The sequence below is a fragment of the Nocardioides sp. Z21_20 genome (assembly GCF_059766585.1).
On sequence record NZ_JCBAJX010000002.1, the window covers coordinates 1 to 13,836 of the forward strand.

12 protein-coding genes are annotated in these 13,836 nt (G+C 70.4%); 9 read left to right on the forward strand and 3 right to left on the reverse strand.

Annotation, left to right across the window (positions count from 1 at the left end; translation table 11 throughout):
* The 7 genes from nuoI to AC6EH9_RS03580 all read left to right on the forward strand — a co-directional run.
* The coding region (gene nuoI / locus AC6EH9_RS03550; RefSeq protein WP_498420629.1) for an NADH-quinone oxidoreductase subunit NuoI at positions 1–583 on the forward strand (583 nt) is incomplete at its 5' end.
* Positions 580–1,461 (forward strand): NADH-quinone oxidoreductase subunit J, encoded by an 882-nt coding sequence (locus AC6EH9_RS03555; protein ID WP_498420631.1) that lies wholly within the window; start codon positions 580–582, stop codon positions 1,459–1,461. The genes nuoI and AC6EH9_RS03555, both read left to right, overlap by 4 nt.
* Entirely contained in the window at positions 1,458–1,757 is a 300-nt protein-coding gene (gene nuoK / locus AC6EH9_RS03560; RefSeq protein ID WP_498420632.1) for an NADH-quinone oxidoreductase subunit NuoK, read from the forward strand. Before AC6EH9_RS03555 ends, nuoK begins: the two co-directional genes overlap by 4 nt.
* Before the next feature lie 55 nt (positions 1,758–1,812).
* A complete protein-coding gene (gene nuoL / locus AC6EH9_RS03565) occupies positions 1,813–3,711 on the forward strand; it encodes an NADH-quinone oxidoreductase subunit L (RefSeq protein WP_498421678.1) in 1,899 nt (632 codons plus the stop codon).
* A complete protein-coding gene (locus AC6EH9_RS03570) occupies positions 3,708–5,291 on the forward strand; it encodes an NADH-quinone oxidoreductase subunit M (protein WP_498420633.1) in 1,584 nt (527 codons plus the stop codon). Before nuoL ends, AC6EH9_RS03570 begins: the two co-directional genes overlap by 4 nt.
* Complete coding sequence (gene nuoN, locus AC6EH9_RS03575) at positions 5,291–6,880, forward strand: NADH-quinone oxidoreductase subunit NuoN (protein ID WP_498420635.1); 1,590 nt, start codon at positions 5,291–5,293, stop codon at positions 6,878–6,880. The genes AC6EH9_RS03570 and nuoN overlap by 1 nt, the downstream gene beginning before the upstream one ends.
* An 86-nt stretch (positions 6,881–6,966) precedes the next feature.
* Complete coding sequence (locus AC6EH9_RS03580; protein ID WP_498421679.1) at positions 6,967–7,899, forward strand: polyprenyl synthetase family protein; 933 nt, start codon at positions 6,967–6,969, stop codon at positions 7,897–7,899.
* Positions 7,900–8,215: 316 nt separating this feature from the next.
* Here AC6EH9_RS03580 and rarD read toward each other — a convergent pair whose 3' ends face one another.
* A complete protein-coding gene (rarD, locus tag AC6EH9_RS03585) occupies positions 8,216–9,124 on the reverse strand; it encodes an EamA family transporter RarD (protein ID WP_498420637.1) in 909 nt (302 codons plus the stop codon).
* A 107-nt stretch (positions 9,125–9,231) separates the two neighbouring features.
* Between rarD and AC6EH9_RS03590 the strand changes: the two genes are divergently transcribed.
* Both AC6EH9_RS03590 and AC6EH9_RS03595 read left to right on the forward strand, forming a co-directional pair.
* Positions 9,232–10,020, forward strand: a complete 789-nt coding sequence (locus tag AC6EH9_RS03590) for a hypothetical protein (RefSeq protein WP_498420639.1) — start codon at positions 9,232–9,234, stop codon at positions 10,018–10,020.
* A gap of 103 nt (positions 10,021–10,123) precedes the next feature.
* Positions 10,124–10,564: a hypothetical protein gene (locus AC6EH9_RS03595; RefSeq protein ID WP_498420640.1), complete on the forward strand. Its 441-nt coding sequence runs from the start codon at positions 10,124–10,126 to the stop codon at positions 10,562–10,564.
* Between the two features lie 84 nt (positions 10,565–10,648).
* Here the strand turns inward: AC6EH9_RS03595 and AC6EH9_RS03600 are convergent, their stop codons facing one another.
* On the reverse strand, positions 10,649–11,743 hold the full coding sequence (locus tag AC6EH9_RS03600; protein WP_498420641.1) for a 2-oxoacid:ferredoxin oxidoreductase subunit beta: 1,095 nt from the start codon (positions 11,741–11,743) through the stop codon (positions 10,649–10,651).
* A complete protein-coding gene (locus AC6EH9_RS03605) occupies positions 11,740–13,662 on the reverse strand; it encodes a 2-oxoacid:acceptor oxidoreductase subunit alpha (protein WP_498420643.1) in 1,923 nt (640 codons plus the stop codon). The genes AC6EH9_RS03600 and AC6EH9_RS03605 overlap by 4 nt, the downstream gene beginning before the upstream one ends.
* Positions 13,663–13,836 lie beyond the last annotated feature (174 nt).

Consider the following 13,836-nt stretch of genomic DNA (forward strand, 5'->3'; position numbering starts at 1 on the left):
TGAGTCAAAGGGACTCAAGGAGCAGTTCTGGGACCCGATCGCGGGCTTCGGGGTGACCTTCCGGACCATGTTCAAGAAGGTCGTCACCGAGCAGTACCCCTTCGAGAAGGTGCCGACGGCGCCGCGCTTCCACGGCCGGCACCAGCTCAACCGCTGGCCCGACGGCCTGGAGAAGTGCATCGGCTGCGAGCTGTGCGCCTGGGCCTGCCCCGCCGACGCGATCTACGTCGAGGGCGCCTCGAACTCCGAGGACGAGCGGTTCAGCCCCGGTGAGCGCTACGGCCGCGTCTACCAGATCAACTACCTGCGCTGCATCCTGTGCGGGCTGTGCATCGAGGCCTGCCCGACCCGGGCGCTGACGATGACCAACGAGTACGAGCTGGCCGACGACAACCGGGCGGACCTCATCTACGAGAAGTCCGACCTGCTGGCGCCGCTGCTGCCCGGCATGGAGCAGCCTCCGCACGCGATGCTGCTCGGCGACGACGAGGGCGACTACTACCGCGGCACGTTCCGCACCGCCGACGCGGCTCCCGAGCCGGGCGCCGGCAGTCCCAACCTGAGCAAGGAGGCCGGTCGGTGACCGCTTTCTGGATCCTGGCCCCGGTCATGGTGATCGCGGCGCTGGCCATCCTCTTCGTGCGCAAGGCGGTCCACGCGGCCCTCCTGCTCGCGGTGGTGATGATCAGCCTCGCGGTGCTGTACCTGGTGCTCGAGGCGCCGTTCCTGTTCGCGGTGCAGATCATCGTCTACACCGGCGCCATCCTGATGCTCTTCCTGTTCGTGGTGATGCTGGTCGGCGTGGACGCCTCCGACTCGGTCGTGGAGACCATCCGGGGCCAGCGCGTGGTCGCCATCATCGGCGGGCTGCTGCTCGGCTCGGTGCTCGCGATCGGGCTCGCCCAGGTCTCGCTCGGCACCGCGGTCGGCCTCGAGGAGGCCAACGGCGCCGGCAACGTCCAGGCGCTGGCCAACATCCTGTTCTCCCGCTGGGTCTTCATCTTCGAGACCAGCTCGGCCCTGCTGATCACCGCCGCCGTCGGCGCCATGGTGCTCGCGCACCGCGAGCGCCTCTCGCCGAAGGAGGGGCAGATGGCGCTGGCCGCCGAGCGGATCCGCGCGTACGGCGAGAGCGGCAAGCACCCCGGTCCGCTGCCCGCGCCGGGTGTCTACGCCCGCCACAACGCGGTGGACACCCCGGCCCTGCTGCCCGACGGCAGCACCGCGCCGACGTCCATCTCGCGGGTGCTCGCCGCCCGTGGGTCGGTGCGCACGGCGCCGGCCGCCGCCGCAGAGATCGAGACCATCGAGCGCCAGCTCAAGGGCGGCTTCTCGGGCAACCCGAAGATCACCGGCCACACCGGCCCGGCCTCGGGCGAGGAGACCCCGATGAGCGCACCGCCCCAGGCCGCAGGCGCCACCGGCGACACCGCCGGCAGCATGAAGGAGGACGGTCGATGAGTGTCACGCCCTACATCGTCCTCTCGGGGATCCTGTTCACCATCGGCTGCGTCGGGGTGCTCACCCGGCGCAACGCGATCGTGGTGTTCATGTGCATCGAGCTGATGCTGAACTCCTGCAACCTCGCGCTGGTCACCTTCGCCAAGCAGCACGGCAACCTCGACGGACAGCTGGCGGCCTTCTTCGTGATGGTCGTCGCCGCCGCCGAGGTCGTGATCGGTCTCGCCATCATCATGACCATCTTCCGCACCCGCCGCTCGGCCTCGGTCGACGACGCCAGTCTGCTGAAGTACTAAAGGGAGACGGACCTTGTCGAACCTTTTCACCGAGGGCGGCCATGCCCTCGTACCGGTGATCGCACCGGGCGACCCCGAGGGCGTGCTCTCACTGATCTGGCTGGTGATCGCGCTGCCGCTGGCGGGTGCGGCGATCCTGCTGCTCGGCGGACGGCTCACCGACCGCTGGGGCCACCTGCTCGGCACGGCCACCGCGGTCGGCTCGTTCGCGGTCAGCCTCGCCATGTTCGTCGAGCTCCTCGGCCGTGACGGCGCCGACCGCCAGGTCGAGCAGCACCTGTTCACCTGGTTCGAGGCCGGCGGCCTCGAGGTGGGCATGGACCTGCTCTACGACCCGCTGGCGGCGCTGTTCCTGCTGCTGATCACCGGGGTCGGCTCGCTGATCCACGTGTACTCGATCGGGTACATGGCCCACGACCCGCGCCGGCGCCGGTTCTTCGCCTACCTGAACCTGTTCGTCGCGGCGATGCTGACGCTGGTCCTGGCGGCCAACTACCTGGTGCTGTTCCTCGGCTGGGAGGGCGTCGGCCTCGCGTCGTACCTGCTGATCGGCTTCTGGCAGCACAAGCCGTCCGCGGCCGCCGCCTCGATCAAGGCGTTCGTGATCAACCGGGTCGGCGACATGGGCATGGTGCTGGCGATCTCGCTGCTGTTCGTCACCTTCGGCACGGTCTCCTTCGCCGGCATCAGCGCGGTCTCCGCGGAGGCCTCGGAGAACACGATGACCGCGATCGGCCTGCTGCTGCTGCTGGGTGCCTGCGCCAAGTCCGCGCAGGTCCCGCTGCAGGCCTGGCTGCTCGACGCGATGGAGGGCCCGACCCCCGTCTCGGCGCTGATCCACGCCGCGACGATGGTCACCGCGGGCGTCTACCTGGTCACCCGCTCCAACTTCATCTTCGACCAGGCGCCGATCGCCCAGACCGCCGTGGTCATCGTGGGTTGCGTGACGCTGCTGTGGGGTGCGGTCATCGGCTGCGCCAAGGACGACATCAAGAAGGCGCTGGCCGGCTCGACGATGAGCCAGATCGGCTACATGATGCTCGCCGCCGGCCTCGGCCCGGCCGGCTACGCGTTCGCGATCTTCCACCTGCTCACGCACGGCTTCTTCAAGGCCAACATGTTCCTCGGTGCCGGCTCGGTCATGCACGCGATGGACGACGACGTCGACATGCGCCACTACGGCGCGCTGCGCAAGGCGCTGCCGGTCACCTTCGCGACCTTCGCGATGGGCTACCTGGCGATCATCGGCTTCCCGGGCTTCGCCGGCTTCTGGTCCAAGGACAAGATCATCGAGACCGCCTTCGCCGAGAACACCGTGGTCGGCCTGGCCGCGCTGCTCGGTGCCGGCGTCACCGCGTTCTACATGACCCGGCTGATGCTGATGACGTTCTTCACCGACAAGCGCTGGGCGCCCGAGACGCACCCGCACGAGTCGCCCAAGCTGATGACGTTCCCGCTGATCGTGCTCGCGGCGCTCTCGGTGTTCGGCGGCTTCCTGCTGCTCGGCAACTGGATCGTCGACTGGCTCTCCCCGGTCGTCGGCTCCGCGCCGCACCATGAGCCTCCGCTGCCGGCCATCGTGATGACCCTGATCGTGACCCTGGTGGTCGCGGTGGGCGTGGCCGTCGCCTGGATCCTCGTCGGGCGCCGTCCGGTGCCCCGTGAGGCTCCCCGCGACGTCTCCTTCGCGACCCGGGCGGCTCGCGCCGACCTGTACGGCGACGCCATCAACAACGGGCTGGTGGTCCAGCCGGGCCTCGCCCTGACCAGTGGCCTCGCGGTGATGGACCGCACCGTGGTCGACGGGGTCGTCGAAGGCGGCTCCGCGGCCGTCGGCGGCGTGTCCCAGCGACTGCGCCGGATCCAGAACGGCTTCGTCCGCTCCTATGCCCTCTCCCTCCTCGGCGGCGTGCTGCTCGTCGTCATGGCCCTGCTGGCGGTGACCCTCGCATGAACGACTTCCCCTGGCTCACCGCGATGATCGTGGTGCCGCTCGTCGGCGCCGGCGTCGTCGCCGTGCTGCCCCGCAAGCCGGGCGCGGCGCTGACCAAGTGGGTGGCGCTCGGCTTCTCGCTGGCCACGCTGGTCGTGGCCGCGCTGCTCACCTCGGTCTACGACGTCGGTGGGGGCATGCAGCTCACCGAGACCCACGAGTGGATCGGCGCCCTGGGCGTCCACTACGCGGTGGGTGTCGACGGCCTCGGCCTGGTGATGCTGCTGCTGACCGCGGTGCTCGTGCCGATCGTGATCGGCGCCTCGTGGAACGACGCGGACGGGCCGGTCGCCGGCCTGAGCGGCGCACGTAGCACCAACACGTTCTTCGCCTGGGTCCTCGGCCTCGAGGCGGCCGCCGTCGCGGTGTTCGCCGCGACCGACGTCTTCATGTTCTACGTCGTCTTCGAGGCGACGCTGATCCCGGCCTACTTCCTGGTGGGCGGCTTCGGAGGCGCGGGCCGGGCCCGCGCCGCGGTGAAGTTCCTGGTCTTCCAGCTCGCCGGCGGGCTGATCATGCTGGCCTCGGTGATCGGGCTCTACGTCCTCTCCGCCGACGCCGGCACCCCGTCGTACCTGCTCAGTGACCTGGCGGCGCTCGACATCGGCGTCACCGAGGGCCGCTGGCTCTTCCTCGGCTTCTTCATCGCCTTCGCGGTCAAGGCGCCGCTGTTCCCGGTGCACACCTGGCTGGCCGACACCACGGCCGCGGCGACCCCGGGCACCAGCGTGCTGCTGGTCTCGATCCTCGACAAGATCGGCACCTTCGGGATGATCCGGTTCTGCCTGGGCCTCTTCCCGGAGGCCTCGCAGTGGGCCACCCCGGTGGTCGTGGTGATCGCGCTGGTCTCGATCGTCTACGGCGCGCTGGTCGCGATCGGCCAGGACGACATGCTGCGCCTGATCGGTCTGACCTCGCTCTCGCACTTCGGGTTCATCGTGCTGGGCATCTTCGTCTTCAGCACCCAGGGCGGCTCCGGCGCGATCCTCTACATGGTCAACCACGGGCTCGGCACCGCCGCGCTCTTCCTGGCGGCCGGCTACCTGATCCGCCGTCGTGGCACCGCCTCGATCCGGGCGATCTCGGGGGTGGAGAAGACCGCTCCGGTCCTCGCCGGCCTGTTCCTGGTCGCGGGTCTGGCGACGCTGGGCCTGCCCGGCCTCTCGCCGTTCGTCTCCGAGTTCATGGTCCTGCTGTCGGCGTTCAGCTACGCCTGGTGGGCCGGCGCGATCGCGGTCACCGGCATCGTGCTGGCGGCTATCTACATCCTGTGGATGTACCAGCGCACGATGACCGGCCCCGAGCGCCCGGAGAACGTCGGGATGCCCGACCTGAACCGTCGCGAGATCGGCGCGATGGCGCCGCTGGTGGCCGCGCTGCTCGTGCTCGGCTTCTACCCGATGCCGCTGCTCGACGTGATCAACCCGGTCGTCGAGACCACCCTGGAGCACGTCGGGGTGACCGACGACGATCCGACCGTCCCCGCCGCCGACCCCTCGGTGGACAGCGGGCACAGCAAGGCTGAGGAAGGCGCTCACTGATGGAGTTCATCAAGCCCACGATCGAGTACGCCGAGCTCTGGCCGCTGCTGGTCGTCCTCGGCGCCGCCTGCCTCGGTGTCGTGGTCGAGGCGTTCCTGCCCCGGGCGCGTCGCTTCCTGGTGCAGACCCTGCTGGCCGGCGCCAGCCTCGTCGTCGCTTTCGTCGGCGTCGTGATGATCGCCGGGGACGTCGAGGAGCACGCCGACGGCGCCGCCCGGGGGATCCTCGGTGCCGGTGGCTCGCTGGTCGTCGACGGGCCCACCCTGTTCCTGTGGGGCCTGATCCTGCTGCTCGCCATCGGCGGGGTGCTGCTCTTCGCCGAGCGTCGTCTCGAGGGCGGCCTGACCGCGTTCGCCGGTCAGGCGGCCGCGCTGCCGGGCAGCGACGCGGAGCGCGAGGCGTCGGCGCGCGGCATCGAGCACACCGAGGTCTACCCGCTGCTGATGTTCTCGGTGGCCGGCATGCTGCTCTTCCCGGCCTCGGGCGACCTGGTCACGATGTTCGTGGCCCTCGAGGTCCTCTCGCTGCCGCTCTACCTGCTGACCGGGCTGGCGCGACGTCGCCGGCTGCTCAGCCAGGAGGCGGCCCTGAAGTACTTCCTGCTCGGCGCCTTCTCCTCGGCGTTCTTCCTCTACGGCGTCGCGCTGGTCTACGGCTACGCCGGGACGATGGACTTCGCCGGCATCGACGCCGCCGTGCGCGGCGGCGGGGAGAACGAGGTCCTGCTGCTGATCGGCATGGGCATGCTGGCCGTCGGCCTGCTGTTCAAGGTCGGTGCGGCCCCGTTCCACTCCTGGACCCCCGACGTCTACCAGGGTGCGCCGACGGCGCTGACGGCGTTCATGTCGGCCGGCACCAAGGTGGCCGCCTTCGGGGCGATGCTGCGCCTGTTCTACGTGGCCTTCGGGTCCGACCGCTGGAGCTGGCAGCCGATGATGTGGGTCATCGCGATCCTCACCATGGTGGTCGGCGCGGTGCTGGCGATCACCCAGAGCGACATCAAGCGGATGCTGGCCTACTCGTCGGTGGCGCACACCGGCTTCCTGCTCGCCGGCGTGCTCGGCGTGCGCGGGGCCAGCGAGATCGGCGACGGGTCGATCACCTCGCTGCAGGCGGTGCTGTTCTACCTGGTGACCTACGGCTTCGCGGTGCTCGGTGCGTTCGCGGTCGTCACGCTGGTGCGTGACGGCGGCGGCGAGACCACCCACACCGACCGCTGGGCGGGGCTGGGCAAGGAGGCTCCGGTGGTCGCCGGTGTCTTCGCGGTCTTCCTGCTCGCGATGGCGGGCATCCCGCTCACCTCGGGCTTCGTCGGCAAGTGGGCGGTCTTCGCGGCCGCCGGCTCCGCCGGCGCCTGGCCGGTCGTCATCGCCGGTGTGCTGACCAGCGCGGTGGCCGCGTTCTTCTACATCCGGGTGATCGTGCTGATGTACTTCGCCGACCCGATCGGCGACGGCCCCGCGGTCGCCGTGCCCTCCGTGCTCACCGCGGTGACCATCGGTGTCGCTGTGGCGGTCACCATCGTCCTGGGCGTGCTGCCCGGCCCGGTGTTGGATCTCGCCGGGCATGCGGGAGGATTCATCAGGTGACCGCAGATTCTGCCCTCAGTGGGACCACGTCCGGACTCGCCCTTCCTGTCGTCGACGAGGCGCTGGCCGACCGGCTGCGCGCCCGGATGGCGCAGGTCGAGAAGGCCCTCGACGCCCACGTCAACAGCCGCGCCCGGTTCGTCAGCGAGGCGGCCGGGCATCTGATGCACGCCGGCGGCAAGCGGTTCCGGCCGCTGCTGGTCCTGCTGGCCGCGGAGACCGGGGAGCACGCCGACAGCCCCGAGGTGCTGCAGGCGGCGTGCGTCGTCGAGCTGACCCACCTGGCGTCGCTCTACCACGACGACGTGATGGACGAGGCCGCGCTGCGTCGCGGTGCGGACTCGGCAAACGCCCGCTGGGACAACCACGTGGCGATCCTGACCGGCGACTTCCTCTTCGGCCGCTCCTCCGAGCTGACCGCGGGCCTGGGCCCGGAGGCCGTGCTGATCCAGGCGCAGACGTTCATGCGGCTGGTCGAGGGCCAGATCATGGAGACCGTGGAGCCCGCCCCCGGCGAGGACCCGCTGGCCCACTACCTCGACGTGGTGGCCGGCAAGACGGGCTCCCTGATCGCCACCTCCGCGCGCTACGGCGCGATGTTCGGCGGCGCGTCCGCCGAGGTCGTGCAGGCGCTGACCGAGTACGGCGAGATCGTCGGCGCCGCCTTCCAGCTCTCCGACGACATCCTCGACATCGCCTCGGAGTCCGACGAGTCGGGCAAGACCCCGGGCACCGACCTGCGCGAGGGCGTCCCGACGCTGCCGGTGCTGATGGCCAAGGCCTCCGGCGACCCGGCGGACGCCCGGCTCCTCGAGCTGCTGGACTCCGACCTCAGCGACGACGCCCGCCACGCCGAGACCCTCGGGCTGCTGCGACGCCACCCGGCGATGGCGCAGGCCCGCGAGTACGTGGTCGGCCAGGCCCAGGAGGCCAAGCGCCGCCTGGAGGTCCTCGCGCCGGGCCCGGTGCGCACCGCCCTGGAGGCGTTCGCCGACGTGGTGGCCAACCGCTCCTCCTGAGGCGGGCGCTCCGCCCGCCGTACGGGTGGGGCTGGGGGGTGGTGCGGGCTGTCGATTGGTCAGAGACGGCAGGTCGCGGGCCGGTATGGCCCCCGTTGGGGACCAAACGGTGATGGTGTCGCCCGCCGTACGTTTCGCCGGTCGGCCGCCTCGCCCGAGCGCGGTGGGGCGCTGCTCCCGGGATGGGGCGTGGTGGGTCGCCGATTGGTCAGAAACGGCATGTCCTAGGCCGGAATCGCGCCCGTTGGGGACCAAACGGCAAGCCTGGGCGCCCACCGACGCCCCACGCCCGCCGCCCACGCCCCCGGGCGCCCCCTCAGAGCGCGCTGGCCTGGGCGGCGAGGCGGAGCTGGCGGCGGCGGTGGTTGATCGCCTCCACGGTGAAGACGGCCAGCGCGACCCAGACCAGGCCGAAGCCGACCCAGCGGCCGGCGGGCATCGGCTCGTGGAAGATCAGCACCCCGAGCGCGAACTGGAGGATCGGGGCGAGGTACTGCAGCAGCCCGAGCGTCACCATGGACACCCGGGTCGCGGCCGCGCCGAAGCAGATCAGGGGTACGGCGGTGACGATGCCGGTCGAGGCCAGCAGCAGCGCGTGGCCGACTCCGTGGTTGCCGAAGGTGGAGGCGCCGGTGGCGACGAGGAACCCGATGTACGCCGCGGCGAGGGGCGAGAGCACCGCGGTCTCCACGGCCAGGCTCTCCACGGCTCCGGCGTTCGCGATCTTCTTCATCAGCCCGTAGACGCCGAAGGAGCAGGCGAGGACGAGGGCGACGTAGGGCAGCCGGCCGTAGTCGAGGGTCAGCACCACCACCGCCACGCCCGCGAGCGCGAGAGCGGCCCACTGCAGGCGGCGCAGCCGCTCGCCGAGGATCAGCACGCCCATCAGCACGGTGACCAGCGGGTTGATGAAGTAGCCCAGTGACGACTCGACGACCCGGTCGTGGGTGACCCCCCAGATGTAGGTGCCCCAGTTGACCGAGATCGTCACCGCCGCCACCGTCAGCAGCGCCAGCGTCCGGGGCCGGCGCACCAGCTCCATGACCTGGCGGCCCCGCCCGGTCAGCAGCACCAGCAGGCCCATCGTGATCGCCGACCAGAGGACCCGGTGGGCCAGCACCTCGACGGCGCCGGCCGGCTCGAGCAGCGGCCAGTAGAGCGGGAAGGCGCCCCAGAGCACGTAGGCGACCACGCCGAACAGGAAACCTCGACGCTGATCGGTCACCGACGCAGCATAGTGGCCGGTCCAGGCCACCCACGGCGCACCGTTTGTCACCGGGACACGTCGGGTAGGACCGGGCCGTTCGATCCCGAGAGTGAGAGAAGTCATCCATGAAGCGCTACCTCGTCGCCCTGCTCAGCGCGGCCCTCCTCGGCCTCGCGCCCGTCTCGATGGCATCCGGGGCGACCCCCGAGCCCCCCGCGACCCCCGGCCTGGACGCGATCACCGAGGCCGACAAGGCGCCCGGCACCGCCTGGCCGGCTCCGCAGGGCCGCTCCGCGCGGGCGGTGGCCGTCGAGACCCAGGTGGTCCTGGAGCTCAGCCAGGGCAATGCGCTGCACAACACGGCTCTCACCCTCACCGGCGGGGTGCTGGGCTGGAGCCCCGAGATCAACAACTGGGCGCCGGTGCCCAGCGGCACGGTGACGCTGCACCGACGCTGGAAGGGGACCCAGGCGTGGGTGAGTCAGGGGAGCAGGACGATCACCGGCGAGCTCTTCGTCTACTCCTTCCGCGCCGCGCGCAACGCGGACTACCGGGTGACCTACAACGGGGGCGCCTACGGCAGCTACACCTTCAACACCGCCGCGGCCACCCTCCCGCTGGGCGTCGCGCGCCGCTTCAAGGAGTCCATCACCAAGCGCACGCTGGTCTTCAAGGGCCGCATCGTCCCGTCGTACGCCCGCAAGGCCATCGTGATCCAGCGCAAGACCTGCGCCACCTGCTCGTGGAAGCGTTACGCCAAGGTGCGCACCGACAAGCGCAGCCGCTGGTCGAAGAAGCTGGCCGCCCCGCGCGCCACCGGGCAGCGCTGGTACTTTCGGGCGGTCGCGCCCGGCAGCGCGCAGTACCTCCAGTCCTACTCGCGCGTCGCGGAGACCTTCCGCCGTCGGCGCTGACGAGACCGGAGCAACTGCGTTTGGAAAGTGTCAGGAGCGGGGATCGTCCTCTCCGTCACCTCGGGCTCTGCATCCAGTCAGCAACCACACATCAGGGGAATCAATGCGGATGAATCGTGTCGTCACCGCCGCCGTCTCTGTCGCGATGCTCGGGTTCGCCCCGGCCGCGATCGCGACCACGGCCAACGCCTCCGAGCCCAAGGTCGCGCAGACCAGCAGCACGGCCGAGGCCAGTGTCGAGGCCCGCGCGGCTGCCACGCGCAAGGTCTCGATCGGCTACGGCAACCGTGGGCGTCAGGCCTTCATCAAGGGGAGGGTCGCCCCCCGCTACGGCAAGAAGCCGGTCATCGTCCAGAAGGGCAAGTGCAACGCGACCTCCTGCACCTGGAAGCGGTACAAGAAGGTCAAGACCAACAAGGCCGGCCGCTACAACGTCAACGTCTTCGTCCCGGGCAAGGGCCGAGCCAACTACCGCGTGATGGTCCCCCGCTCGGGTGGCTACAGCGTGTCGTTCAGCAAGCCGGTCAGCCTCTACTGGCGCTGATGCGGACGCGCTAGCGCGCCCCGCACACGGCAACGGGCCGCAGACCCTCAGGGTCTGCGGCCCGTTCTGCGTCTGCCGGACGGCTCAGACGACGGTCCAGGTGTCGCCGCCGCCGATCAGCGCCGCCAGCCGGTCCGCGGGGGCTCCGCTGACGCCCTCGGCGGCCGCACGGACCTGCGCACGCGCCTGGTCGTCGTACGTCGGGCGCTCGACCTGGCGGAAGATCCCGATCGGCGACTGGTTGAGGTAGCCGGAGTCGGTGAGCCGCGAGATGGCGAAGGCCAGCGTCGGGTCGGGGTTGTGGGCGTCGTGGACGAGGATGTCGCCCTCGGCCACGTCGGCGACCTGCACGACCTTCACACCGCCGGTCGCCTCGTCGCGCACGATCCCCTTGGCGCCGTTGCCGAAGAGGATCGGCTCGCCGTGCACGAGCGGGATGATCGCGTCGGCCTTGGTGTCGTTGCTCTTGATCGCGTCGAACGCGCCGTCGTTGAAGATCGGGCAGTTCTGGTAGATCTCGACCAGCGACGTGCCGCGGTGGGCGGCGGCCGCGGAGAGCACCGAGGTGAGGTGCTTGCGATCGGAGTCGATGGTGCGGGCCACGAAGCTGGCCTCCGCGCCCAGCGCCAGCGAGACCGGGTTGAACGGGTGGTCCACCGAGCCCATCGGGGTGGACTTGGTGACCTTGCCGGGCTCGGAGGTGGGGGAGTACTGCCCCTTGGTCAGCCCGTAGATCCGGTTGTTGAACAGCAGGATCGTCATGTTGACGTTGCGGCGCAGGGCGTGGATGAGGTGGTTGCCGCCGATGGACAGCGCGTCGCCGTCACCGGTGACGACCCACACCGAGAGGTCCTCGCGGGCGGTGGCGATGCCGGTCGCGATCGACGGGGCCCGCCCGTGGATGGAGTGCATCCCGTAGGTGTCGAGGTAGTAGGGGAAGCGCGAGGAGCAGCCGATGCCGGAGACGAACACGATGTTCTCGCGGCGCAGGCCGAGGTCGGGCAGGAAGCCCTGGACCGCCTTGAGCACGGCGTAGTCCCCGCAGCCGGGGCACCAGCGCACCTCCTGGTCGGAGGTGAAGTCCTTGCCGGTCTGCGGTGCCTCACCCTCACCCAGCGTCGGGACACCCTCGGTGCCCGAGCGGAGCCCGGGGAAGGGGAGCTCGGTCGAGGTGGTCATCGGACGTCCTCCATCTGCGCGCTGTTGAGATTGACTTCGATGCCCTCGGCGTCCGCGACCAGGCGGCCGATCACGTCGGCGAGCACGGCGGCCTTGAGCGGCATGCCGTTGACCTGGTTGTAGCCGATGGCGTCGACGAGGTACTCGGCGCGCAGCAGCAGGCTGAGCTGGCCCAGGTTCATCTCCGGCACCAGGACCTTGTCGTAGCGCCGGAGGATCTCGCCGAGGTCCTTGGGGAACGGGTTGAGGTGACGCAGGTGCACCTGGGCCACCTCGTAGCCGGCGCGGCGCACGCGGCGTACGCCGGCGCCGATCGGGCCGTACGTCGAGCCCCAGCCCAGCACCAGCACCTTCGCCTTGCCGGAGGGGTCGTCGACCTCCAGCGGCGGCAGCGAGTCCGCGATCCGGTCGATCTTGGCCTGGCGGGTGCGGACCATCAGCTCGTGGTTGGCCGGGTCGTAGGAGATGTTGCCGTGCCCGTCGGCCTTCTCCAGGCCGCCGATGCGGTGCTCGAGGCCGGCCGTGCCGGGGATGGCCCACGGGCGCGCCAGCGTCTCCTCGTCGCGCAGGTAGGGCCAGAACTCCTCGACGCTCTCGCCCTTGGCGTTCGTGCCGGTGTGGTTCGGGCCGGTCGCGAAGCCGGGCTCGATGCGGGGCAGGTCGTCGACGTCGGGGACCTGCCAGGGCTCGGAGCCGTTGGCGAGCATGCCGTCGGAGAGCAGGATCACCGGGGTGCGGTAGGTGACGGCGATCCGGATCGCCTCGACGGCGGCGGCGAAGCAGTCGCCGGGCGACTGCGGGGCCACCACTGGGACGGGGGACTCGCCGTTGCGGCCGAACATCGCCTGGAGCAGGTCGGACTGCTCGGTCTTGGTGGGCAGGCCCGTGGAGGGGCCGCCGCGCTGCACGTTGACCAGCACCAGCGGCAGCTCGGTCATCACCGCCAGGCCCAGGGCCTCGGACTTCAGCGCGACACCCGGCCCCGAGGTCGAGGTGACGCCGAGGTGGCCGGCGAAGGAGGCGCCGATGGCCGCGCCGATACCGGCGATCTCGTCCTCGGCCTGGAACGTGGTGATGCCGAACGACTTGTGCTTGCTCAGCTCGTGGAGGATGTCGGAGGCCGGCGTGATCGGGTAGGTGCCCAGCAGCAGCGGCAGGCCCGACTGCACGCTGCCAGCCACCAGGCCGTAGGCGAGCGCGAGGTTGCCGGTGATGTTGCGGTAGGTCCCCGGCGCCACGGTGGCGGGCTTGATCTCGTAGGAGACCGCGAACGCCTCGGTGGTCTCGCCGAAGTACCAGCCCTGACGGAACGCGGTGATGTTGGCGTCGCGGATCGCGGGGACCTTGGCGAAGCGCTTCTCCAGGAAGGCGACCGTGGTCTCGGTGGGGCGGCCGTACATCCACGAGACCAGCCCGAGCGCGAACATGTTCTTCGCGCGGGCGGCGTCCTTGCGGGACAGGCCGAACTCCTTGACCGCCTCGACGGTCATCCCGGTCAGGTTCACCGGGTGTACGGCGTACTCGGCGAGCGAGTCGTCCTCGAGGGGGTTCTCGGCGTACCCGGCCTTGGTCAGGTTGCGGCCGGTGAAGTCGTGGGTGTCGACGATGATGATCGCGCCCTTGGGCAGGTCCGCGAGGTTCGCCTTGAGGGCGGCGGGGTTCATCGCGACCAGGACGTCGGGTGCGTCGCCGGGGGTGAGGATGTCGTGGTCGGCGAAGTGCACCTGGAACGACGACACGCCGGGGATGGTGCCCTGGGGGGCGCGGATCTCGGCGGGGAAGTTGGGCAGCGTCGCCAGGTCGTTGCCGAACGACGCGGACTCCTGGGTGAACCGGTCGCCGGTCAGCTGCATCCCGTCGCCGGAGTCGCCGGCGAACCTGATGATGACGCGGTCCAGCTGCTTGACCTGCTTTGCCACCGCAGCAACCTACTTCCTTTGAACACGTGCTGGAGAGCCCGCACCGGAGGGGCGACGCCTACGCAGCGTATGCAGAAACTGAAACGTGTTCCAGTTCTCCCGGTGAGTAACACCGGCACCAGGTGTGCCGAACTACCACGATACCGGGGCCGGTGGTGCCTCCAACCTTGTCTC

What these genes read in the sequence shown, in the direction of transcription:
- AC6EH9_RS03600 (WP_498420641.1), bottom strand. Translation starts at nt 11,743, where the DNA reads ATGACCACCTCGACCGAGCTCCCCTTCCCCGGGCTCCGCTCGGGCACC.
- AC6EH9_RS03580 (WP_498421679.1), top strand. Translation starts at nt 6,967, where the DNA reads ATGGCGCAGGTCGAGAAGGCCCTCGACGCCCACGTCAACAGCCGCGCC.
- nuoN (WP_498420635.1), top strand. Translation starts at nt 5,291, where the DNA reads ATGGAGTTCATCAAGCCCACGATCGAGTACGCCGAGCTCTGGCCGCTG.
- AC6EH9_RS03570 (WP_498420633.1), top strand. Translation starts at nt 3,708, where the DNA reads ATGAACGACTTCCCCTGGCTCACCGCGATGATCGTGGTGCCGCTCGTC.
- AC6EH9_RS03590 (WP_498420639.1), top strand. Translation starts at nt 9,232, where the DNA reads ATGAAGCGCTACCTCGTCGCCCTGCTCAGCGCGGCCCTCCTCGGCCTC.
- nuoK (WP_498420632.1), top strand. Translation starts at nt 1,458, where the DNA reads ATGAGTGTCACGCCCTACATCGTCCTCTCGGGGATCCTGTTCACCATC.
- AC6EH9_RS03595 (WP_498420640.1), top strand. Translation starts at nt 10,124, where the DNA reads ATGCGGATGAATCGTGTCGTCACCGCCGCCGTCTCTGTCGCGATGCTC.